The organism is Streptomyces sp. NPDC051555 (genome assembly GCF_044454405.1).
GTDB lineage: Bacteria > Actinomycetota > Actinomycetes > Streptomycetales > Streptomycetaceae > Streptomyces.
The window spans coordinates 1-21,348 of the sequence record NZ_JBITDP010000041.1; the positions used below are offsets into that span (position 1 = coordinate 1).

A 21,348-nucleotide genomic window follows, 5' to 3' on the forward strand; every position below is an offset into this window, starting at 1 on the left:
ACGTCTACCTCTCCCGCCCCCCGCTGTACAAGATCAAGTGGGGCCGCGACGACTTCGAGTACGCCTACTCGGACCGCGAGCGCGACGCCCTGGTCCGCCGCGGCGCCGGCTCCGGCAAGCGCCTGCGCGACGACACCATCCAGCGCTTCAAGGGCCTGGGCGAGATGAACGCCGAGGAACTGCGCGTCACCACCATGGACGTGGACCACCGCGTCCTCGGCCAGGTCACCCTGGCCGACGCCGCCCTCGCCGACGAAATCTTCTCCGTCCTGATGGGCGAGGACGTCGAGGCCCGGCGCTCCTTCATCCAGCGCAACGCCAAGGACGTCCGCTTCCTCGACATCTGAGCCGTCGTGACGTCGTGACATCGCGGCGCCGTGACCAGCGGAGCCCGCACGACGTCTTTGGCCTTTCTTCAGGTGACGCTGCCTACGATCCGCCGGTCGGTCGCCGAGGCCGCGCGGTCGGCCCAGCAGCCGGTCCCCTCGGTCGCCGCCCACGCCTCGCCGAACGAAGGAGACCGAGATGTCACAGCCCTGGCCCCCGCCGCCCGACCCGGCGGCGGCTCCCCTCCCCGCCCGGTCGACCTCCGCACCCGCCGTGGAGGCCGTCGCCCTCGCACGCCGGTTCCGGCGCGGCTGGGCGCTGCGGGAGTGCACGGTCCGGATCCCCGCGGGCCGGATCTGCGCACTCGTCGGCCCGAACGGCGCCGGCAAGTCCACGTTCCTGTCCCTGGCCGGCGGGTTGCTCCCGCCGACGGCGGGTGAGGTACGCGTCTTCGGCCGCGACGCCGGGTCGCCGGCCGCCCGGGCCACGACCGCGCTGCTCAGCCAGGACAAGCCCTTGTACCGGGGGTTCACCGTCGCCGAGACCTTGCGCACGGGCCTGGAACTGAACCCCACCTGGCGGCAGGAGACCGCCGAACGCATCGTCGGCGAGGGCGACATCCCGCTGCGGGCCAAGGTCTCCTCCCTCTCCGGCGGTCAGCGCACCCGTGTCGCCCTGGCGGTGGCCTTCGCCAAGCAGCCCGGCCTGTTGATGCTGGACGAGCCGATGGCGGACCTGGACCCGCTGGTCCGGCACGAGGTGACCGCCCTCCTGCGGGCCGAGGCCGCGGCCCACGGCACCACCGTGATCCTGTCCTCCCACACGATCACCGAACTCGCCGCTCTGTGCGACCACACCGTCGTCATCGCGGCCGGCACCGTCCGACTCGCCGGGGCCGTGGACGAGCTCCTCGCCGCCCACCACCTGACGAGCGACGACGGCATCACACCGCGCACCGCCGACACCGCAGCAGCCCCCGCCCCCGCCCTCGATCAACTCCTCCTCGCCTACCTGCGCGGAGATCCGGCCGAGCCCCACCTCACCGCCGACGCCCGCCCCCACACCCTCCGAGCCGCCGCATGAACACCAGCGCCACCCCCCGACCCGTCGGGGCCCACCCGGGTACCCCGCCCCGACGCCTCGTACGCGGCCTGCCCTGGCTCGTCCTCCGTCAACAACGCCTCGCCATCGCCCTCACGCTCCTGCTCGCGGCCGGTTCGACCTGGTACGCCGTCCACACCACGGACGTCGCCCTCGCCTTCCTGGCCCGGCACGACATCGCACCCTGCCCGCCCGGCGAAGGCTGCCGCCTGCCGACCGAGTTCGCCGAGCGGTTCCAAGTCCCCTTGCGGGGAATGACGTTCGGGCTGTCCGTCCTGCCGGTCATGGCGGGCATCTTCCTCGGCGCGCCGCTCTTCGCGACCGAGCTGGAGTCGGGCACCCACCGGCTCGTCCTGGCCCAGAGCACCACCCGCACCCGCTGGTTCCTCGCCAAAGCGATCCCGCCGGTCCTGCTCGCCCTCGTCACGACCGTGCCCGTCGCGTCGGCCGCCGGGCGCTGGCGCGGGGTGGTCCTCGATCACGCGGGCACCAACGCGACCTGGTACGACTGGGGATCCTTCAATGCCACCGGCCCGGTCCCGATCGCCCGCACCCTGCTCCTCGTCGCCGTCGGCATCGCCCTCGGGCTCCTGCTGCGCCGCACGATCACCGCCATGGGCGCGAGCCTCCTCGTCGGCGGCGCCGTCTTCGCGGCCTGGGAGAAGGCCCGCCCCTACCTGGGGCAGGCCATCACGGTCCGGGGCACCCCCGCCCGTATCGGCGTTCCCGACGGTGCCTGGGTCCGCGACAGCTCCTTCATGACCACCGGCGGAGCGCGCGTCCAGGTCCCGGACGCCTGCTTCCTGCGCGACCAGGCCGAGTACGAGGCCTGCCTGCGCGACCACGACATCACCCGCTACTGGGCCGAGTACCACCCGCCCGGCCACTTCCCGGCCCTGCAACGGGTCGAGTCGGTGACCTGCCTGGCCCTGGCCGCGCTCACCTTCGCCTTCTCCTGGTGGTGGACCCGCAACCGCCTGCACTGACGAACCGATCTCCGGGAGGCCCTACTTCACCGCGCTCTTGGCCTTCCACTGGTCGTAGCCGATGCTCCAGTCGGCGTAGCCGTTGCCGACCCCGCCGAGTTCGCCGTTGGCCTCCTCGCCCTGCACCGTGACCAGGTCGCCGAGCAGCGTGTTCTCGAAGAGCCACTTGGCGTCCTTGGGCGTCATGCCGATGCAGCCCGCGCTGTGGTTGGTGTTGCCGATGTACTGCTGGCTGTCGTCGGTCCCCTGGTGGAGGTAGCCACCGGAATCGCTGAAGCGCATGCCCCAGTTCACCCAGACGTCGTAGTTCTTCGGACCGCCCACCGACGCGGAGGTCATGTGGACCTTCTCCTCCTGCGACTTGATGGCGAAGGTGCCGGGGCGGGAGGCGCGGCCGGACACCGGCTCACCGCCGGACATGGGGATCTTCTTGACCTGCTGGCCGTCGCGCTTGACCACCAGGGTGTGGGTGTCCAGGTCCGCGACGAGCTGCTGGTCACGGCCGATCTTGAAGGTGCGGTCCAGGTCCCGTTCGAAGTGGGCGCCACCGGGATCCACGAGGGTGAGGGTTCCCTTGACGGTGACCTCGGTGTTCGCGCGCCACGGGTCCTTGGGGCGCCAGTCCAACCGGTCCTTCCCGCCCTGGGTGGTCACCCATCCCCACGACCCCTCGGTGGGGGTCGACGCGGTGACCGTCAACGCCTTCTCCACTTCGGCCTTGTTCTTCACCGGCTTCTCGAACTCCAGCGACACGGGCTGTCCGGTGCCCACCGTCTTCCCGGCCCCCGGCGTCAGGTCGAAATCCAGCAGCGGTCCGTCGGTCACCTTCTTCGGCGCCGGCGGTGCGGCCTGCGCCTGCTTGCCGTCCGCACCGGCGGACGCCCCCGCTCCGGCCGAGGCGTCCTTGCCGTCCCCGCTGCCGCACGCCGTGAGGAGGAGCAGCCCGGTGAGGACGGCGGCGGATATGCGCGCCGGCCGAAGACGGTGGTGGGCTGCGAGGGCGGTCGATACGGCCGTGGGCTGAACGCGGGACATGGCGCGACTCTTCTCCGAATGGTGTCGTTACCTTCGATAAGAGGTTCATGCCGTGTACATGGTTCTCCTCGTCCGATGACCGTTCTGCAACAGCCCTCCCGGCGGTGCGGGACGGGAACTCCCGTCGTCGCACGTGCTGTGAGGCGATCGTTAGGGAAACGTCAGTGCCGTCTGCGATGGTCACCGGCGTGTCCGGTCCCGGGCCCGCCCGCCGGGCGAGGGACGGCGCGGAACGTGCCTTGCTCGCGATCTGGTGAAGGTGGGGTCCTGCAGATGAACAAGAGGGTTCTCGGAATCTGTGCCGCGGTGTTGCTGTCGGTCGGCGTGGCCACTCCGGCCGGCGCCGCCTCGGCGGCGGAGCCGCCCTACGACATCCTGACCATGGGCCAGGGGACGAAGCTCCTCGGCATCGTCTACGAGCACGAGAACTTCACCGGGTCGCGGATCGAGTTCCGGGGCGAGTCGTGCACCGGCCGCGCGGACGGACTGCCCGACTACCAGTTCCCCCTGGGGGACAAGTGGCGGTGGCGGATCTCCTCCGTGGAGAACAAGCTCTGCAACCAGATGGGGCTGCGGGACCGGAACGGCACCAACTTGGCCATCGGCGGTTCGCAGAAGCGGCTCGGCTGGTGGAACGACCAGACGGTGACCGTTCAGTTCAGCTGAGCCCGAGCCCTGTCGCCGCCTCTGCGTCGGCCTTGCGCCGCCCCTGCGTCGGCCCCCACGTCAGTCCCCCCGGGTCCATCCGTGGAGCGCTGGTGCGGCCAGTGCCCGGTCGATCGCATGGGTGACGTCGCAGGCCGAGGTGCTCACGCGGAGGCCGAGGACGGCGTACCCGGTTCCGCATTCCAGGATTTCGCTGGTCCAGTGGGACGGGAGCTGGGCAATGATGCGCAGGCAGGCCAGCTCGGGGGTGGATTCGGGCGCCCCGGCGAGTCGGATGCGGTGCTCCACGGTGTCGTCTCCTGCGGATCGGGGGCCCGGGGGCGGCCCGGAGATGTACGCGGCATGGGCCGGTTTCCGAGAGGAGACCGGCCCATTTGCGTTGTTGGTGAGAGTCACGTGAGAAGGAGGCGGTCGATGGGGGAGTCGAGATCAGCCGCGGAAGGTCACGCTGCCGCCGTTGCGGTCGAACCAGCCGCCGAAGCCCCAGTTGGACCAGCCGCCGTCGCCGCGGTTGACGATCGTGCCCGACTTGAAGGCGAGGACCCGGTAGGTGGCGCTGCCCTGGGTGACCCGGGCGTTGGCGACCACGCCCTGGATGTCCAGGGAGTAGTTGAGGTTGTCATTGATGATCATGACGTTGTGGTTCGGGTACGCCTTCATGGTGTCGTCCAGCTGGCGGTGCACGAAGGCGGGCCGGTCCTTCTCCATCCGGATGTCGTTCAGGACGTTCCCGATGATCCCCGCGATCTGGCCCATCGCGTCGACCACGATCTCCGTCTTCCAGCCGGTGCCCATGGTCCCGGCCTGCTGGGAGGCGACCGTCGCCGCCGGTGCGGGGGCGGTGGCGGCCTGGGCGGTGGCGGGCAGCAGCAGCCCGGTGACCGCGACGGCGCCGACGAGGGTGAGGGCGGCGCGCTTGAGGTGCTTCGACATGGTGTTCTCCTTCAAGGGTGGTCCGGGCAAAGGGATGCCCGGGGCAGGGTGGCGGGAGGTCGTTCAGAGGGTGGTGGGGGACGGGCCGCGACGCTCCTTCGGAGGAATCAGGCCGGCGTCCGGACGGCGGGGCCGGGGGCGGGGTCCGCTCCGGCGGGAGCGGGCGCGCTCACCCCGGTCCGCTCATCCCCAGTCGTTGGTGAGCGGGTTGATGGTGACGGGCGTCGTGTCCGCGGCCCCCGTGGTCGTGACGACGGTGACCGCTCCGGTCGAGGACCCCGTGTCGGCGTCGTCGGCCTGGGCGATCCCGGCGCCGCCGAGGACCAGGAGGACGCTGATGACGCCGGACGCGATGCGGGAAGCGGAGCGGTTCACGGGGTACCTCCTGGAGTGCTGACGGGACCGGACCGAAGTGCGTTGTTCGGGCCCTCCCACCGTTTCCGTTCCGGCGGGCCGCCTTCACAAGAAGAACTCTGCCAGCGGGCACCGGCCCCGGACGGGCCGCGACCGTGCAGCAAACGGCCCGCTTCCCGTGCACTTTCCTGCACGCCCCGGTCCGGCGGGAACACCCGGCTGAAGCCGCTGTGTTACGGCTGGGACACCCGTGAGGGGTGGGGCCGATGATGTCCCGCCACGACACGAACGAGCTGGCCTTCCTCGGTGTCCCCCTGGAAGAGGAGCAGTTCTACCGCGCCCTGCTGCGGGACCGCGACGACGCCGGCGAGCACCAGCCGGCCGTGGTCTCCCGGACGTTGGAGCTGGGCATCGTGGTGCGCACCCCGGCCGGCGGCCTGCGGCCGCTCTCCCCCAAGCGCGCCGTGGAGCGGTTGATCGAGCACCGGGTGGGTCAGACCCAGGACGACCTCCAGGAGACCGCCCGGCGCACCGGGCTGGTCGACTCGCTGAGCACGGAGACGCACGCCCCCCGCGCCACCACGTACGACAACCCGGCGGTCCGGCAGATCGAGGGCCTGGAGGCCGTGCGCGCCGCCATCGACGAGGTGACCTTCTTCGCCCACTCGGAGAACCTGACGACCAACCCGATCGGCGTGCTCACCGCGGAGTCCATCGAGGTCTCCCGGCCGATCGACCTGAGGATCCTGCGCCGCGGGGTGCGGATGCGGACCCTGATGGCCTCGGCCTGCCTCCAGGACGGGACGACCATGGCCTACCTGAGGGAGCTCGCGGCCCGCGGCGCGCAGATCCGGGTCTCCACCCACCCCCTCGACCGCATGATCATCTGCGACCGGGCGGTGGCCCTCACCCCCATCGACCCCGACAACACCGCCCGCGGCGCGCTGCTGACGCGTGAACCCGGACTGGTGAGCACCGTGGTCTCGCTCTTCGAGCGGATGTGGGCGGCCGCCCAGGAACTCCCCGAGGAGGACCTGCCCTCCCTCACCGAGACCGAGCGGCAGATCCTCAAGACCCTCTACCTCGTCGACAAGGACGAGACGGGAGCCCGCCAGCTGAACATCGCCCTGCGCACCTACCGCAAACACGTCGCCCGGCTCATGATCCGGCTCGACGCCGACAACCGCTTCCAAGCCGCGCTGCACGCCCGCGAACGCGGCTGGATCTGAATTCTCCGCACGTTAGGAAAGCGTGAGGGAAACGTCAGTCGTGTCTGCCAAGGTCACGCGTGCCCCCGGTACGGCGCCCGTTCACGGGCCCATCCTCCGCGGGGTGGCTCACCAGGAAATCCAGAACAGAGTTCCGTTCCATGGAAATGCGCTTGAGAAGGAAGAGGGCCTCATGCACATCCACAACAAACTCGCCGGCGCCGCGGCCGTCATGGGGGCGAGCGTCCTGCTGGTGGCGGGGACGGCCACCAATGCCAGTGCCGCGGAGATCAAACAGTACCGCAACGCCCAGACCGGCCTCTGCCTCGACTCCGACGCCAAGGGGAACGTCTACACCAAGGGCTGCGGCGCGGACAACCCCTACCAGCAGTGGGAACGCAAGGTCGTGGACGGCCAGATCATGCTCCGCAACGTCGCCACCCGTCGGTGCCTCTCCCAGGAGACGGGCAGCCTGACCAACCCCTCGCCCCCCTACACCTCCCGGGTGGCCACGCGCACCTGCGTCGGCTGGGACCTGGACCGCTGGTGGGAATTGACGGTGGACGGCAAGATCCGCCTCATCAACGTGAACGCGGACAACGCCCTGGATTCCAACACCAAGGGCAACGCCTACCTGAAGAACTACACGGCGGACAACACCTACCAGCAGTGGTACATGTGAAATTCCGGCCGCCCCGCGCACAACTGACTCGGTAGGGAGATAGATCCGATGGGCCTTCGCATCAAATGGAGCGGAACCGCAGCCGTTTTCGGGGCGGGCGTCATGCTGGCGACGGGGCTGGCCACGCCCGCGCACGCCGCCGGGGAAGCCACCTGGTACCGGAACGTCCAGACCGGCCGCTGCCTCGACTCCAACCCCAGCGGGAAGGTGTACACCTCCCCCTGCGCGGACAAGTACAACTTCTACCGGCAGTGGCAGCGCACGGTCGTGAACGGGAAGATCAGGCTCAAGAACATGGCGACGAACCGATGCCTGACCCTGAACGACTCGTGGTCCGAGATCGTCAGGACCGACCCGTGCGGAATCGACGACAACGAGCTCTGGTGGGAACTCCGCGTCAACGGCACCACCCGGATCGTCAACCCTGACAGCAAGGCCCTGGACTCGGACAAGAAGGGCAACGCGTACGCGAAGGACTACGGCGCGGACAACCCGTACCAGCAGTGGAACGAGCTCGTACCGCAGTGACGACCCGGCTCCGGCCCGGACCGCCCACGGGCATCCGGGCCGGAGCCGCGCTCCCCGGGCACTCAGGGAGCGGCCGGCCCGCCCGGCGCCGCACCGCGCCGGGCGAGGGCGAACACCCCGGCCGCGATCAGGCCGAGCCCCAGCAGCTGGGGCACCAACCACCACTGGGCCCGCAGGTGTTCCTCGTACAGCAGGACGCCCAGCGCCACGCTCACGCCCGCGTCGCCGAGCGTCAGCGCCGGCTGCGAGGCGACCAACGGGCCTCCCTGCATGGCGTGTTCGAGGAGCAGTAGGGCGCAGATGCCGCTCAGTGCGAAGGCGTAGGTCTGCCAGACGGTCAGGAAGCCGACGAGCCCGTCCTCGTCGAGCACCCGCACGGCCGACTTCATCAGGGCGGCCGTGAGCGCGTAGCCGACGGCCGTGGCCGCGCCCAGGCAGCCGGCCCGCATCCGGCCGGGGGGCCGGCGCAGTCCGACCGCGGCCGTCACCGCCATCGCCGCCGCGCACGCCACCAGTGCCAGGACCCAGCGGTCGAAGGGCACGTGGGTGCGGTTCCCGGTCGGCGACGCGGCCACCAGGACGACCCCGAGCCCGACCACCACCCCCGCGACGGCGAGCCAGAGCGCCCCGGGCAGCCGGCTGCGCCCCACCAGCGAGGCGATCAGCAGCGCGAACGGCAGTTCCAGCACGAACAAGGGCTGTACGAGGGCCAGCGCACCCAGGGAGAGCGCCGCGGCCTGCCCCACACCGGCCGCGATCACCGCCAGGATCCCGCCGATCCACAGCGGCTGCCGCAGCAGGTCCAGGACCAGCCCGAAGCGGAAGCCGTCGCTCTGCGGCACGGTGAGCGCCGCCCGCCGCTGGAGCACGGTCGCGAGCGCGTTGCTGAGCGCCGCGAACAGCGCGAAGAGGACCGGCAGTGCGATGCCCATGCCCCGATCCTCACCGCACCCGCGCCGACCGCGCCCCCGCGACATCGCCCCGCACCCACCCACCGCCCCGCGTTCCCCCGTACGGTCCCGTGCTCATTACCTGATCCGCCGACGTGGTCCGGGTCCGTGGCAGGGTCAGGCCAGGGGATCAAATGCCGTCGGCGTAAGGCTCGCCGAGATCCTTGCCGGCCTCGGCCGAGTTCATGAGAACAGCTGGGCCATAGGTAAGGAGGTCCAGGAGCGGCCACGCCGCCCCGGCCATCGCAGAGCACAGCAGCGGGCCAAGCGGAGGCCCGGGGACGGCGGCGGCGCCAGGCAGATCCTGTTGGAAGACGACCGCGTTGGCGAGCAGGGCGGCGAGCTTCATCATCTGTCTGGGACTGGCCGCTCCGGCCCGTGGCGAAGGGGATTGCCAGCATCAACAATGAGGGCATGGCAGAGGACAAGCCTGGGTGGCGCCCACCCAACAGCAAACATCCTTGGATACCGCCGAGAGAGGTACGCCCGCTTTCTCCCCACAACGGCCGTGAACCTGGTGGGTGGCGATCTCCGCAGGGCCTCAGCACCTACATCGTGGTCATCGCATTCGCCATCTGGACTCTCGGCGCCATCCAGTGGCACAGCCAGGACTGCGCCCTCATCCCCGTCTCCTACCGCCTCGTCATCACCCACGGATTTCCAGACATCATGGAAGGGTGCGGACCCCGGCACGCAGTCGACGTGGACGACGACTCGTAGTGCATCAAGGGGGCGCGGCAGCGGTGACTACTGCTCCCCCGTCCAAGAGCCCGTCCGCCTCCGCGCGTTCAGCGGGCAGTAACCGCGGCGCGGCGGACATCGCCGCCTCCCCGACGCACGTCCGCGCCCCCGTTCCACCGGCTTCCGCTCCGGCCGGTCTTCCCACGACTCCCCTCCTCCCGAAGGGAGTCGAGCCCGTCGGCCGTGCCCCGTCAGGTGCCCGGAGCGGCGCCCGCGGGCGGGGCGTCCGGGCCGGCGTCGTGGACGATCAGGGCGACCTGGACCCGATTGGTGACGTCGAGCTTGGCCAGGATGCTCGATACGTGGGCCTTGACCGTCGGCACGCTCATGTAGAGCCGGGCGGCGATCTCCGCGTTGGTCCGGCCCTGCCCCACGGCGAGCGCGACGTCGTACTCCCGCGGCGCGAGGCGCTCCAGCCGGGCCCGGGCCCTGACCCGGGTGTCGGCGGCAGCGGACGGCGGGGCCAGGGCCCGGGAGATGAGCTGCTGGGTCACCGCGGGGGACAGGACGGGTTCCCCGGCGGCCACGCGCCGCACGGCGGCCACGATGTCGGTGGGCGGGGTGTCCTTGAGCAGGAACCCCGCGGCGCCGTGGGCCAGGGCCCGCAGGACGTACTCGTCCGGATTGAAGGTGGTCAGGATGATGATCGCCGGGGGTTCGGCCAGGGCGCGCAGGAGCACGGTGGCGGCCAGCCCGTCCATGACGGGCATCCGGATGTCGAGCAGGACCACGTCCGGGCGGTGCTCCGCGGCCCGGGCGGCGGCCTGTTCTCCGTCGGCGGCCTCCCCGACGATCGCGATGTCGTCGACGCCGGCGAACATCACCCGCAGACCCATCCGCACGAGCGGGTCGTCGTCGGCGAGCAGGACCCGGATCACGCGGCCCACGGCAGCCACGCGTGGACGAGGTAGTCCCCGCCCGTCGGTCCGTGCCGCAGCTGGCCCCCGGCCAGCGACGTCCGCTCGGCCAAGCCGATCAGCCCCTGCCCGGAGCCGGGGATGGCCGGGGCGCGGGCCGCCGTGCGCGCGGGCGTCGCGGGGACCGGGTTGCGGACGATGACGTCGACGCCGCCGCCGGGCTCCCCGCTCACCTCGACGCGCACGTCGGCGTCCGGGGCGTGCTTTCGGGCGTTGGTCAGCGCTTCTTGGACGATCCGGTAGACGGTCCGGCCGGCGAGGGCCGGCACCGCGTCGGGGTCCTCGACGTCCAGCTCCAACCGCAGCCGCATGCCGGCGGCCCGGGATTCACGGGCGAGCCGGTCGAGGTCGCCCAGGACCGGTTGGGGCGCCTCGGGCGCCGCCGGCCCGGGCCGCCCGTCGGCTGCGCCCGCCTCCCCGGGGGCGGCGCCCCCGGCCGGCGCGGGCGCGCGCAGCACCCCGATGACGGTCCTGAGGTCTTCCAGCGCCTGGTGGGCGTTGTCCCGGATGACCCCGGCCACCTGCCCCACGTCGGCGGGGTGCGCGGACGTGTTGAACTCCAGCGCCCCGGCGTGCACGCTCAGCAGCGACAGCCGGTGCGCCAGTACGTCGTGCATCTCGCGGGCGATGTCCTCGCGCACCCGCGCCTGAGCCTCCAGGGCCCGCCGGGCGGCGTCCTCCTCGGCCCGCCACGCCCGCTCGGTCAGGGTCCCGACGAGCATCCGCCGCGAGCGGACGAAGAGTCCCCACCCGACCGCGAGGGCGACGAGCGTCCACGCGATCAGCAGGATGCCGAGGACGGAGAAGCCGGTCGAGGGCATCGCGCCGAACAGCATGGTCAGCGGAACAGGCAGCGCCGCGGCCGCGGCGACCCGGGCGGTGACGCGCTGCGGACGCAGCGCCGCGACGGTGAACAGCGCGACCATCGCCGACACGGTGACGGCCGGGGACAGCAGGCCGAGTACGAGGGTGAGGACGGCCACGGCCACGGGGAAGCGCCGCCGCCACCCCAGCGCGAGGGCCGCGCACACCCCGGTGAGCGCGCCGGGCCCGTACATCCTCAGCCACCCGCTCCCCGTCGCGGACGCGACGAGGTGTTCCACCGGGTCGAGGACCACGGTGCCCACGGTCATCCGCGGGAACATCAGCAGCGGGTTGCTGCCCGTCGCGGCCAGCGCGACCGACAGTCCGGCGGCGAACACCACGAGGGCGAGGTCGACGGACCGCGCGCGGGAGATGCGGGAGATCGCGCGGGGGATTCGGGGCATGGGCCAGAAGCCTACGTGAACCAATAGGTATAAAACGCCCAGTCCTCGCTTCCCCCGCCCGGTACCTCCCTTCGTCGGGGGAAGCCCATACTTTGGTCACCGCGGCCCGCCCGCGCCCCCTCCCAAGGTCCCGCCGGCCGCAGACCTTGCTCCGATGCCCGGCCCCCGGCGGCCTGCCTAGCGTCGGGGCATGAACACCGAACCGAAGCCGCCGACCGGTGGACCCGGTGCCCTCGGGCCCGAAGCCCTCGGGACCGGCGCCCTCCCCGCGCTACGGGCCGCCGGGCTCGGCCGCCGCTACCGGCGCGGCTGGGCCCTGAAGGACTGCGACTTCCAGATCCCGGCCGGCCGGCGCTGCGCCCTCGTCGGACCCAACGGCGCGGGCAAGAGCACCCTGCTGTCCCTGGCCTCCGACCTGCTCACCCCCACCGAAGGCACGATCAGCGTCTTCGGCGCCCCGCCGCGGGCCCCGGCCGCACGCCGCACCACGGCCTTGCTCAGTCAGGACAAACCGCTCTACCGGGGCTTTCGGGTCTCGGAGATCCTGCGCATGGGCCGGGAGATGAACCCCGACTGGGACCCGGCGACCGCCGAGCGCGTCATCGCCGGCGGCGACATCGCGCACCGGGCCCGGATCGGCTCGCTCTCCGGCGGCCAGCGCACCCGGGTGGCCCTCGCCCTCGCCTTCGGCAAACGCCCCCGGCTGTTGATGCTCGACGAGCCCATGGCCGACCTCGACCCGCTGGTGCGCCACGAGATGGCCCAGCTCCTGGTCAGCGAGGCGGCCGTGCACGGCACGACCGTCCTGCTCTCCTCGCACGTCCTCTCCGAGCTGGAGGGCACCTGCGACTTCCTGGTCGTCCTCGGCTCCGGCCGGGTCCGCCTCGCCGGCGACATCGACGAACTCCGCGCCGTCCACCACCCCGGCGGCGACGACCCCGCACCCTCACTGGAACAGCTCGTCATGACCTACCTGCGCGACCCCCACCTGCCGTCCGTGACGACGGCCGCCGCCCAGCCCGCGCCCGCCCGGGAAGCGGCGTGATCGGCGTGCGCGGCGTGAGCGGCGTGAGCTGGCTGGTGTGGCGCCAGCACCGGACCGCCCTGTGGGCCCTCCTCGCGACGACCGTCCTCGTCGGCGGCTACCTCGTCTCCGGCGCCCTCGCCGCCCACACGGACCTCCCCGGCCTCGACGGATGCACGGGAGCCGCCGCCGAGCACTCCCGGCGCTGCTCGGACGCCCTCACCACCTTCCAAATGCGGCACCAGCACCCGCTGCGCACCGCCCTCCAAGGCCTGCTGCTGCTCCCGCTGCTGTTCGGCCTGTTCCTCGGCGGGCCGCTGTTCGCCCAGGAGTTGGAGTGCGGCACCCATCGCACCGCGCTGTCCCAGTCCGTGACGCGCACCCGCTGGTTCCTGGCCAAGCTCGCCGTCCCGGTGACCCTCACCATCCTCTTCAGCGGGTTGATCACCGCCGCGGCGACCTGGTGGTGGCACACCGTCGCCACCCCGCTCGGCAGCACCTTCCCCTGGTACGGCCCGATGCCCTTCGACGCCGTCGGCCCCGCCCCCACGGCCAAGGCCGTGCTGATGCTGCTCATCGGCATCACCCTGAGCCTGCTGGTCCGCCGTACGGTCGGGGCGATGGGCGCGACGGTGGCGGTCGGCGCCGTGGTCCTGTTCGCCCTGGAACAGGCGCGCGGCGCACTGTGGCCCGTAGCGGAGGGACGCGTGTACGACGTGGGCGGCGACCCCGCACCGTCCGGAGCCTGGCTCCTCGACGAAGGACTGCTCTCCACCGGAGGCCGGCGCATGGCGGACCTCCCGGACTGCCTCGCCGCCACGGACCCGACGCGATGCCTCACCGCACACGGCGCCGCGGGCCGCTGGGCCGAGTACCACCCGAGCGCCCACATGTGGCCCCTCCAGTGGACGGAAACGGCCCTCTGCCTCACGGCCGCCGTAGCCCTGGCCCTCTTCTGCCACTGGTGGACCCGCCGACGACTCACCTGAGCAGATGCCACCTGAGCGGACGTCGCACCGAGCGCGCGGTCAGGAACGTCGGCAGTGGCCACCGGGGGAGGCGGCCGGCGGGGTGCACTGGTACCCGTGATCGCGCGCGTCGTCACTGAGGTAGCGGCCGATGCACTCGTTGGCGGTGGTCCGGCCCTTGGCCGCGCAGAAGGTGACGGCCGCCCCGCCATCGGTGAAGGGGCCGGGGACGTAGACCACCCAATACCCGGGATTGAGCGAGGCGTAGTCCCCGCTGCGCAGCACCTGTGCCTCGGGGACGGTGACGCGGATCGCAGCCAGCCGCTGGTCGCGTACGGCGATGCCGGAGCGCTCCGGCTCGGAAAGGAGCTGGGCGATCCAGCGGCCGGCGCCGGGTGCCGGCCCGTCACCGTCGGGCACGGCCGCCGCCGGAGCGCTCTCGGTCGCACGCGGCGCGCTCTTCGTCGCTCCGGGCGCGCTGGAGGTACCCGCGGGAGAGGAGACCGGACCCGGATCCGCGGGAGGGGAGACCGGACCAGCGGAGCGCCCGGAAGCCGTGGGCGAGGCCGCGTCCTTGGCGTCCGTACGGTCGCCCGCGCCCGGCCCGAACAGGGCGTACCCACCGAAGCCGAGCAGCGCCAGGGCCACCACAGCGGCCGCCGCGGTGAGCGGGGCGGCCTTGCGCCGGCGGTCCGGTCCGCTGGACGGCGGTGCCCCGTGCGGGCCACCACCACCGTCCAGCGGGCCGATGGTCGGCAGCGCACTGCGGGGCGTGGCCGCGTACGGCGGGAAGGGCACGGGCGTGGGCGGCGGGCCGAACCGCTCGACGGACGGCGGCCGCCCGGCCACGGGGGAGACCTCGGGAGGTGAGGCGGGCGCCCGATCGAGCCGGGTGGGCTCCGGCACGACGGCACCACCCGCACCACCCGCACCACCCGCGCTCCCCGCGTCCCCGGCGACGACGGCCAACAGCCGGTCCAACCGCTCGGCGGACGGCCGTGCGGCCGGATCGCGGACCAGCAGCTCGGCCAGTACGGACGCCAGCGGACCGGCCCGGTGCGGCGGCGGAACCGGCTCGTCGAGGACCGCGGCCAGGGTGGCCAAGGTGGTGGCCCGGCGCATCGGACTGACGCCTTCCACGCACACGTACAACATCATGCCCAGCGACCACAGATCGGAGGCGGCCAGGTCGGCGCCGCGGATCCGCTCGGGCGCCAGGAATTCGGGGGTCCCGATGACCTCCCCGGTCACCGTGAGCGCGGCGGCCTCCTGGAGCGCGGCGATGCCGAAGTCGGTGAGCACGGCCGAACCGTCCACCCGCAGCAGCACGTTGGCGGGCTTCACGTCCCGGTGCCGGATGCCGACCGCGTGCGCGGCCCGCAGCCCGGCGAGCACCTCGCGACCGGTCCGGGCGGCCTCGGCGGGCGCCAACGGCCCCTGTTCCAGCCTCCGATCGAGGGAGTGACCGGGCAGCAGCTCCATCACCAGCCAGGGGTGCTCGCCCTCGTCGACGATGTGGTGGATGGTGACCACGTTCGGATGGTTGATCCGGGCCTGGGCGCGGGCCTCGCGCAGCACCCGCTCGCGCAGCACCCGCCGCAGTTCCGGATCGCCTTGCCCCACCTCCGCCCGCACTTCCTTCACGGCCACTTCACGATGGAGCGCACGGTCCAGCGCCCGCCAGACCGTTCCCATCCCCCCGCTGCCGAGCCGATCCACCAGCTCGAACCGTCCACCGATCACGTCCCCTGCCGCGCTCATGGCGCAAGGCTAGGGCAGCGCCGGACACGCCGCCCCGCTCTTCGCGGTATGCCCCCCTCCGGTCGGCCTCACTGCCTGTCCGCGCGCCGACGGGCCCGGCCGATCCGGGCGGCGCGCACCGCCCAACTGCTGCCGGTGATGACCGCGGCGGCGGTGATGTTGCCGAGGACGTCGTGGAGAAGGAAGTCGAAGAAGCCGTTCAGCATCACGGTGCGTTCCCCCTGGGGATGGATGTGGTGAACCGGGTGTCGCCCCAGATTGGGAGGTGATCTGATGGACCGGGGGGCCGGCAGGGCATCACCGCACGTCAATGCCACATCGGGTGTGGACACGGCTGGACAACGGGGGTCGGATGGCGCGCAAGAGGCAGCTGAAGGGGCGGCCGGAAGCGAACAGGCTGGCGGCGTTCGTGTGTCGGATCACGGACCCGCGGACCATCGACCAGGTACTCGCCCTCGTTCCCGGCGCCAGCAAGGGCAACTCCACCTGGGCGAAGTACATGAACGGCACCGAAGTCATCCCCAAGAAGGACCTGGGAGCCCTGATCCAGGCGCTGTCCACCGGCAAGCCGGCCCAGTTGCGCGCCTACACGGTGGAGGCGAACGAGCTCTGGAAGGCCGCGCACGCGGAGTCCCTGCGCCCGGCCGGACCGGAGTCGGCGACCGTGGAGGGCCGGGGCCGGGCGGCGGAGGGGGCGGCGCTCACACTGGTGCAGGTGCAGGGTGAGCTCATCGAGGCGCTGAAGGGACAGCACAAAGCGGTCAAGGCGGCGGACAAGGCCAACGCGATGATCTCCTCGCTGCTGCAGATGGGCGCCCTCCTGGACACCGTCATCGCCGGCCAGGAGACGCGGCTGAGGTCGGTCGCCGTCCGGGAGCGGGCCGAGGCGGAACTACAGCTGTCACAGGCCCGGTTACGGCTGGAGCGGACCGCGGCGGAACTGGCGAAGGCGAATGGGCGTCGCTACACCGCCGAGCAGGCCCAGCGGGCCCTGGCCCACGAGGTGTGGGAGGCCCGCCAGCAGGTGGCCCGGCTCCAGCAGCGCATGGAGGACGTCATAGCGGTGGAGCCCCCGGTCGTGGCCGCGCTGCCGCCGGTGCCCGACGTCCTGATGGAGGAGTTCGACGACGCCCTGGCGGGCCTGATCGAGGAGGGCGCCGAGGCCGACCAGGAGATCGCCGACCTCGCCGCGCAGGCCCACCTGCGGCAGGAGGAAACCCCGGCCGGGCCGACCCTCATCGAGGGCACCGTCATCACCGGCCTGGTCCGCACGGAACAACAGCGCACCGACCGCCCCTCATTGTCCTGGACAACCCCGGACAATGCCGTGACCGGCGGCGAGAGGGACCAGCCGGAGAACACGGCCGGCTTCCAGGGCACCACCTCGTCCCTGGTGGCAGGACTCGCGGAGGTTCAGGACGCCACGGGCTTCGCCCACCAACTGCGCGCCCTGCGCTTCCGTTCCGGCGCCCACAACTGGCCGCTGGACAAGATCGCCACGATGGTCCTCGGCGACGTCGGCCTGACGGTCGACATCGCGACCTGGTTCTCCGGCCGGACCCTCCCCCCGGACGGTCCGCTGACGAGGAGCCTCGTCCTCGCCATGGGCGCCACGGCCGGGGAGGCGCAAGCCTTCGAAGACGCGCACGGCCGCATCGCCGAGCGCGTGCGCGAGGAGGCGGGGACCGGGCCGGCACCGACCCCCGGCACGCCCCGACCCCACCTGCTCCAGCGGCCCCCGATCCAGCGGCTGGGCGCGATCAACTACGCCTCGATGCTCGCCGCGTCGGCGAGCGCGGCCGTCACGGCATCGGCGATCACCGTCCAGGCCCAGATACAGGGCCCCACGTGGGTGAACTTCTGGCTGGCCCTGTTCCTGGCCGCCGTCCTCGGCACCGTCTGGGTGATCTGGCCCACGACCACGGGCGCCGCGGCCCGCCGCTGGCGGGCAGTCGTCGCACTCGCGCTCCTGGCCGGCATCATCCTCCCGGTGGCAACGGGCACGGACCTCTTCGGCGCCCGATGGATCGAGGCGTACACCCAGGGCTGACCCCGTGCCCGTGGGCCTCCTGACGCGTACCGGCACGCGTGCCGGCATGCCTGCGCGCGGCCACGGCGACCCCACCCGCGGGCATACGATGCGAGCGTCTGACCGCCTTTCGAGGAGGACCTCACGGATGCCTGAGAACCCGTCTGTGCCCGGACCGCGCCGGGACATCGCGATGCACAACGACTGGTGGGCTTCGGGCTGGGAGCACGTCCTGCCCCGTCAGGGCCTGCCGCTGACGATGCTGATCGGGACGGCGAGCCAGCCGGACTTCACCGGATCCCTGGACGATGTCCTGCGGGAGACGTTCGGAGGCCACTGGCGCATGCTCGCCGACGGCCTCGACGGCCCGCTCACGTTCTCCTGGACCGAAGAGGAATGGGACTACGACGAGGCGCCCGAGGGGCGCGAGGCCTCCGAGGCGAAGCGCTGGGAGCGCTTCGGCGCCCTGCTCACCGCCGCCGGCTTCCCGGTACCCGGCACCGTGCGGGAGTTGTCCGAGCTCTACCTGACGTGGGGCCTGGCGAGCCGCGAGGAGACGCCGGACGGCACCCGATGGTCGATGCCCCCGGTACTGCCGCTGCCCGGTGACCTGCTGACCCTGGACGCCGAACTCACCGAGCGGCTCGACTCGATCCGCTGGACGATGGGCACCGGCCCGCTCGTCAACGACTTCATCACGCACCTGATCGACGATCTGGGTGAACCGCAGGAGGTGCTCACCTCCCTGGACCGCCTGGCGGCCAGTACCGGTCTGGACGCCGCCGACGTCCGCCTCGCCATCGTGGAGCTCGTACTGTCCGGCGACGCCCAGGTGCACCGCGGGCAGGAGCCCGTCGACGCGGAACGACTGGCGACCCACCAGCGCTTCCGCCTGGTCATGGACTGGGAGCACTTCCACGAGACCAGGATCCAACTGAGCCACGCCGACGACGCGTGACGTAGAGCGCCCGGGTCCCCGCGCCCCGGAGGCACCTCCCCCGGCTGGGGGAGGGGGATCGCTCCGGCGGCCGACGCCACCTCGCCGCGGTCGGTGCGACGTTCAGGGCATGACTGGTGCTGAACGGACGACGAAGGCGCTCTGGAGTGCCTGGTGGCGGCGATGGCCGCACTGGGTGCCCAGGGCCACGGCGCTGTGGGCGGTGCTGTACGCCGCCTTCGGCCTGGCGTGCGCGCTGAGCGGGGCCTCCGCGCCGGGTTGGGCGGTGGTGGCGGTGGGGGTACTGGGGGCTTCGGTCAGCGCGGCGGTGGTGTGGTACGGGCTGGGGCCCGCGCTGCGGGTACTGCTCTGGGTGGTCTGCGCGCTGGCCGGGACCATCGCGTTCAGCCTGCTGATGGACGTGATCACGCTGGTGCTCGGTCAGGGAGTGGACAGCGGGGCCTCCGCCGCGAACAAGGCCCTGGCGGCGGTCGGGGCGGTTCTGCTCGCGGCCACGGCCCGCTCCGACCGGCTGCCCGCGGGTACCGCCGTACGAGAGCCCTCCGCCGCGCCGCGGCCCGTCCAACTCATCTCCCTGGCAGGGACGCTGGCCTTCGTCCCGTACGTGGGGATGAAGCTGGTCTGGGCATCGGGCGGTACGTTCGCGGGGATCTCCGGTGAGGAGATGCTCGCGGTCTCGGAGCGCAACGGCGCCTCGGGGATCTTCCTCACCCTGGAGTCCTGGGGCCTGGACCCCACCGCGCTGCTGGCCGTGCTCGGCGTCTTCCTGCTCTGGGGCCTGGTCCGCCCGTGGGGGCAGGTCTTCCCGCGCTGGGCGCCGTTCCTGCGCGGTCGACGGGTGCCGCGCTGGCTCCCGCTCGCCCCGGCTCTGCTCGGCGCCGCCACGCTCGCCCCCTACGGCGTCCTGGGAGTCGGATACCTGGCCCTGGCCACGGCCGACGTGGTGACGATGCGGCGCGGCGACTTCCACTCCTCGGGCGACGCCCTGCTGGTCGCCTGGATCGGGATCGTCGCCTTCGCCGTCCACGGCATCGCCCTGACGATCGCGGCCCGCTCGTACTGGCTCCGGACACGTCCCACCGACCGGAGCAATCCCCAGGCAGCGCAACGCCAGTTGCCCCATTCCCGTCGACCACATCACGCCCTAGACTGCGACCGCTCCAAGACCTGGCGATCATCAGGAGGGTGCGGAAGATGAACCGAGCACTGATCAGCGGACTCGCGGCCGTGGCGTTAGTCGTGTCCGGGGGAAGTGCCGCCACCGCTTCCGACGGCGCTCCGCCGCGCACCACGCACGGCCCGTGCCAGTACGCGCAGACCCCGGACGAACCGCCCGCGCGCCCCGTTCCACTGCCGCCCGATCCCCGGCGCACCCCCAGCCGCGGCGTGGTCGATGTGGCCGTTCCGACCAGCCAGGGCCCGCTCCCGCTGCACGTGGACCGGGCCAAGGCGCCGTGCACGGTCCAGAGCTTCCTGCACCTGGCACGGCACGGCTTCTACGACCGCACGGTGTGCCACCGTCTGACGGCGTACCCGACACTGAAGGTCCTGCAGTGCGGCGACCCGACCGGTACTGGTGAGGGCGGGCCCGGGTACAAGTACAAGGACGAGCTGCCGGTGGATCTGCCGCCCGCACCCACCGATCCGACCGGCGCGCGCCGCCTCTACGGGCGCGGCCTGCTGGCGATGGCCAACGCCGGCCCGAACACGAACGGTTCACAGTTCTTCGTCGTCTACGGCGACTCCGCACTGCGACCGAACTACACGGTGTTCGGCACGGTCGGCCCCGACGGCCTGGCGACACTCGACAAGGTCGCCGCCGGAGGAATCCAGCCGACCCCGGAGAACCCCGCACCGGTCGACGGCGCCCCCGTGCTGCGGACCGAGCTGCGCTGCGTCCGCCCGTCCGACCGGCACTGACCGGTCAGGCGGTCCGCCGGTCACTGTCGGAGTCGCAGGGCAGGTCGGCGGCCGTGTGGTTTGCACGTGACGTAGCGGCATGTGGTCCAGTAAGCGGCGAGCACGACATCGAGAGGTGCCCGCATGCCCCTTCCCACGTTTCCCCGCCGGGTCAAGATCGGCGATGCCGCCGCGTTCGCCGGGACGACACCCCGCGCCATCCTCCACTACCACGCCATCGGGCTGCTCCCCGAACCGGAACGCGGCAGCGATGACCGCCGCCGCTACGGATACGACGACATGATCCGCCTGCTGTGGATCCGGAGGATGGCCGATGCGAGCATCTCCCTGGACGACATCAACGCCGCCTTCAAGGGCGCCACCGGCATCGAGCAGTCCCTGGCCCACCTGGAGCAGTCCCTCGCTTCCAAGGCGGCCGTCATCGAGGCCCAGCGGGCCGCCGTGAATCGTCTCCGCGAGGTGGGCAGCCCCCTGGGCCTGCTCTCACCGCTGGTCACCGGCCGCCTGCGGGACCTACCGCCCGGAGCCCTGCGCTCGGACGACCTCGATGCCCTCCTGGTCACGGAGCGCATCTTCGGTCCCATGGGCGCCGCCATCCAGGCCGACCGGTTCATCGTCCTGGCCACCCACCCCGATCTGCGGGCCGAGGAGGACCGACTGACCGAGGCCGAGGCGGCCCTGGACGACACCGTGTCCCCCGACGACCCCCGCATCGAGGACCTGGCCGCCCAGCGATGTGATCACGAGACCGCCCTGGCAACCACCATCGAAGGGTCCGGCCTGGAGGAGTCCCTCAACGCCCTCCTCGACCGGGAAGACGAGCTCGCCGGCGAGGAAGGAGACGGGACGGGGATGAGCGTGATGGAGGCCATCGGCAAGATGCCGTACGACTTCTCCCCGGCCCGCGTCCGGTACGAGGAACGTGTCATCGAACTGCTCCACTCGCCCGATCAGGGCGGCGACCCGGACCCACGGACCTGCTGACCGGCGTC

The 21,348-nt window shown here is 72.1% G+C and carries 24 protein-coding genes and 1 pseudogene; 15 read left to right on the plus strand and 10 right to left on the minus strand.

The annotated features are described in order from the left end of the window. From ACIBEA_RS41090 to ACIBEA_RS41100, 3 genes and pseudogenes are all read left to right on the plus strand, one after another. Positions 1-347: pseudogene (locus ACIBEA_RS41090) on the plus strand (DNA topoisomerase IV subunit B); the annotation flags it as partial. Between the two features lie 178 nt (positions 348-525). Continuing rightward, positions 526-1,410 carry an ABC transporter ATP-binding protein gene (locus ACIBEA_RS41095; protein WP_399269034.1) on the plus strand — a complete coding sequence of 295 codons (885 nt, stop codon included), beginning with the start codon at positions 526-528 and terminating at the stop codon, positions 1,408-1,410. Continuing rightward, the gene (locus tag ACIBEA_RS41100) at positions 1,407-2,414 is read left to right on the plus strand and encodes a hypothetical protein (protein WP_399269036.1); all 1,008 of its coding nucleotides are present in this window, start codon (positions 1,407-1,409) and stop codon (positions 2,412-2,414) included. The genes ACIBEA_RS41095 and ACIBEA_RS41100 overlap by 4 nt, the downstream gene beginning before the upstream one ends. Positions 2,415-2,435: 21 nt before the next feature. Here the strand turns inward: ACIBEA_RS41100 and ACIBEA_RS41105 are convergent, their stop codons facing one another. Beyond that, positions 2,436-3,449 carry a L,D-transpeptidase gene (locus ACIBEA_RS41105; RefSeq protein WP_399269038.1) on the minus strand — a complete coding sequence of 338 codons (1,014 nt, stop codon included), beginning with the start codon at positions 3,447-3,449 and terminating at the stop codon, positions 2,436-2,438. Positions 3,450-3,722: 273 nt separating this feature from the next. Here ACIBEA_RS41105 and ACIBEA_RS41110 point away from each other — a divergent pair, with 273 nt between their 5' ends. Further along, positions 3,723-4,115 carry a hypothetical protein gene (locus tag ACIBEA_RS41110; protein WP_399269040.1) on the plus strand — a complete coding sequence of 131 codons (393 nt, stop codon included), beginning with the start codon at positions 3,723-3,725 and terminating at the stop codon, positions 4,113-4,115. 60 nt (positions 4,116-4,175) lie between these two features. Here the strand turns inward: ACIBEA_RS41110 and ACIBEA_RS41115 are convergent, their stop codons facing one another. The 3 genes from ACIBEA_RS41115 to ACIBEA_RS41125 form a co-directional block, all read right to left on the minus strand. Further along, positions 4,176-4,403: a hypothetical protein gene (locus ACIBEA_RS41115; protein ID WP_385776774.1), complete on the minus strand. Its 228-nt coding sequence runs from the start codon at positions 4,401-4,403 to the stop codon at positions 4,176-4,178. A gap of 141 nt (positions 4,404-4,544) precedes the next feature. After that, positions 4,545-5,048: a hypothetical protein gene (locus ACIBEA_RS41120; RefSeq protein WP_399269042.1), complete on the minus strand. Its 504-nt coding sequence runs from the start codon at positions 5,046-5,048 to the stop codon at positions 4,545-4,547. Between the two features lie 183 nt (positions 5,049-5,231). Continuing rightward, on the minus strand, positions 5,232-5,423 hold the full coding sequence (locus ACIBEA_RS41125) for a hypothetical protein (RefSeq protein ID WP_399269044.1): 192 nt from the start codon (positions 5,421-5,423) through the stop codon (positions 5,232-5,234). A gap of 245 nt (positions 5,424-5,668) precedes the next feature. Here ACIBEA_RS41125 and ACIBEA_RS41130 point away from each other — a divergent pair, with 245 nt between their 5' ends. The 3 genes from ACIBEA_RS41130 (at position 5,669) to ACIBEA_RS41140 (ending at position 7,820) form a co-directional block, all read left to right on the plus strand. Continuing rightward, on the plus strand, positions 5,669-6,631 hold the full coding sequence (locus tag ACIBEA_RS41130) for a LuxR C-terminal-related transcriptional regulator (protein ID WP_399269046.1): 963 nt from the start codon (positions 5,669-5,671) through the stop codon (positions 6,629-6,631). A 172-nt stretch (positions 6,632-6,803) separates the two neighbouring features. Further along, positions 6,804-7,292, plus strand: coding sequence for an RICIN domain-containing protein (locus ACIBEA_RS41135; RefSeq protein WP_399269048.1), 489 nt, complete (start codon positions 6,804-6,806; stop codon positions 7,290-7,292). Positions 7,293-7,340: 48 nt separating this feature from the next. Continuing rightward, positions 7,341-7,820 (plus strand): RICIN domain-containing protein, encoded by a 480-nt coding sequence (locus ACIBEA_RS41140; RefSeq protein WP_399269050.1) that lies wholly within the window; start codon positions 7,341-7,343, stop codon positions 7,818-7,820. Between the two features lie 62 nt (positions 7,821-7,882). On the opposite strand, the gene ACIBEA_RS41145 is transcribed toward ACIBEA_RS41140, so the two are convergent. Together ACIBEA_RS41145 and ACIBEA_RS41150 are read right to left on the minus strand one after the other, a co-directional pair. Then, a complete protein-coding gene (locus ACIBEA_RS41145) occupies positions 7,883-8,752 on the minus strand; it encodes a DMT family transporter (RefSeq protein ID WP_399269052.1) in 870 nt (289 codons plus the stop codon). Positions 8,753-8,900: 148 nt separating this feature from the next. Further along, positions 8,901-9,122, minus strand: a complete 222-nt coding sequence (locus ACIBEA_RS41150) for a hypothetical protein (RefSeq protein WP_399269054.1) — start codon at positions 9,120-9,122, stop codon at positions 8,901-8,903. A gap of 203 nt (positions 9,123-9,325) precedes the next feature. Here ACIBEA_RS41150 and ACIBEA_RS41155 point away from each other — a divergent pair, with 203 nt between their 5' ends. Beyond that, complete coding sequence (locus tag ACIBEA_RS41155; protein WP_399269056.1) at positions 9,326-9,490, plus strand: hypothetical protein; 165 nt, start codon at positions 9,326-9,328, stop codon at positions 9,488-9,490. A gap of 212 nt (positions 9,491-9,702) precedes the next feature. On the opposite strand, the gene ACIBEA_RS41160 is transcribed toward ACIBEA_RS41155, so the two are convergent. Continuing rightward, positions 9,703-10,347, minus strand: coding sequence for a response regulator (locus ACIBEA_RS41160; RefSeq protein ID WP_399269115.1), 645 nt, complete (start codon positions 10,345-10,347; stop codon positions 9,703-9,705). Between the two features lie 38 nt (positions 10,348-10,385). After that, positions 10,386-11,696, minus strand: a complete 1,311-nt coding sequence (locus ACIBEA_RS41165) for a sensor histidine kinase (RefSeq protein WP_399269058.1) — start codon at positions 11,694-11,696, stop codon at positions 10,386-10,388. 190 nt (positions 11,697-11,886) lie between these two features. Between ACIBEA_RS41165 and ACIBEA_RS41170 the strand changes: the two genes are divergently transcribed. Together ACIBEA_RS41170 and ACIBEA_RS41175 are read left to right on the plus strand one after the other, a co-directional pair. Beyond that, a complete protein-coding gene (locus ACIBEA_RS41170) occupies positions 11,887-12,741 on the plus strand; it encodes an ABC transporter ATP-binding protein (RefSeq protein WP_399269060.1) in 855 nt (284 codons plus the stop codon). Then, positions 12,738-13,709, plus strand: a complete 972-nt coding sequence (locus tag ACIBEA_RS41175) for an ABC transporter permease subunit (protein ID WP_399269062.1) — start codon at positions 12,738-12,740, stop codon at positions 13,707-13,709. The genes ACIBEA_RS41170 and ACIBEA_RS41175 overlap by 4 nt, the downstream gene beginning before the upstream one ends. A gap of 39 nt (positions 13,710-13,748) precedes the next feature. On the opposite strand, the gene ACIBEA_RS41180 is transcribed toward ACIBEA_RS41175, so the two are convergent. Beyond that, entirely contained in the window at positions 13,749-15,449 is a 1,701-nt protein-coding gene (locus ACIBEA_RS41180; RefSeq protein WP_399269064.1) for a protein kinase, read from the minus strand. A gap of 68 nt (positions 15,450-15,517) precedes the next feature. Beyond that, the gene (locus ACIBEA_RS41185) at positions 15,518-15,658 is read right to left on the minus strand and encodes a hypothetical protein (RefSeq protein WP_399269066.1); all 141 of its coding nucleotides are present in this window, start codon (positions 15,656-15,658) and stop codon (positions 15,518-15,520) included. Positions 15,659-15,801: 143 nt separating this feature from the next. On the opposite strand from ACIBEA_RS41185, the gene ACIBEA_RS41190 reads away from it, so the two are divergent. From ACIBEA_RS41190 to ACIBEA_RS41210, 5 genes are all read left to right on the plus strand, one after another. After that, entirely contained in the window at positions 15,802-17,499 is a 1,698-nt protein-coding gene (locus ACIBEA_RS41190) for a hypothetical protein (protein WP_399269069.1), read from the plus strand. A 127-nt stretch (positions 17,500-17,626) separates the two neighbouring features. Beyond that, positions 17,627-18,436 carry a DUF6042 family protein gene (locus tag ACIBEA_RS41195; protein WP_399269071.1) on the plus strand — a complete coding sequence of 270 codons (810 nt, stop codon included), beginning with the start codon at positions 17,627-17,629 and terminating at the stop codon, positions 18,434-18,436. 109 nt (positions 18,437-18,545) lie between these two features. Further along, positions 18,546-19,634 carry a hypothetical protein gene (locus ACIBEA_RS41200; RefSeq protein ID WP_399269073.1) on the plus strand — a complete coding sequence of 363 codons (1,089 nt, stop codon included), beginning with the start codon at positions 18,546-18,548 and terminating at the stop codon, positions 19,632-19,634. Next, a complete protein-coding gene (locus tag ACIBEA_RS41205) occupies positions 19,631-20,356 on the plus strand; it encodes a peptidylprolyl isomerase (RefSeq protein WP_399269075.1) in 726 nt (241 codons plus the stop codon). Before ACIBEA_RS41200 ends, ACIBEA_RS41205 begins: the two co-directional genes overlap by 4 nt. 123 nt (positions 20,357-20,479) lie before the next feature. Further along, complete coding sequence (locus tag ACIBEA_RS41210) at positions 20,480-21,340, plus strand: MerR family DNA-binding transcriptional regulator (protein ID WP_399269077.1); 861 nt, start codon at positions 20,480-20,482, stop codon at positions 21,338-21,340. Positions 21,341-21,348 lie beyond the last annotated feature (8 nt).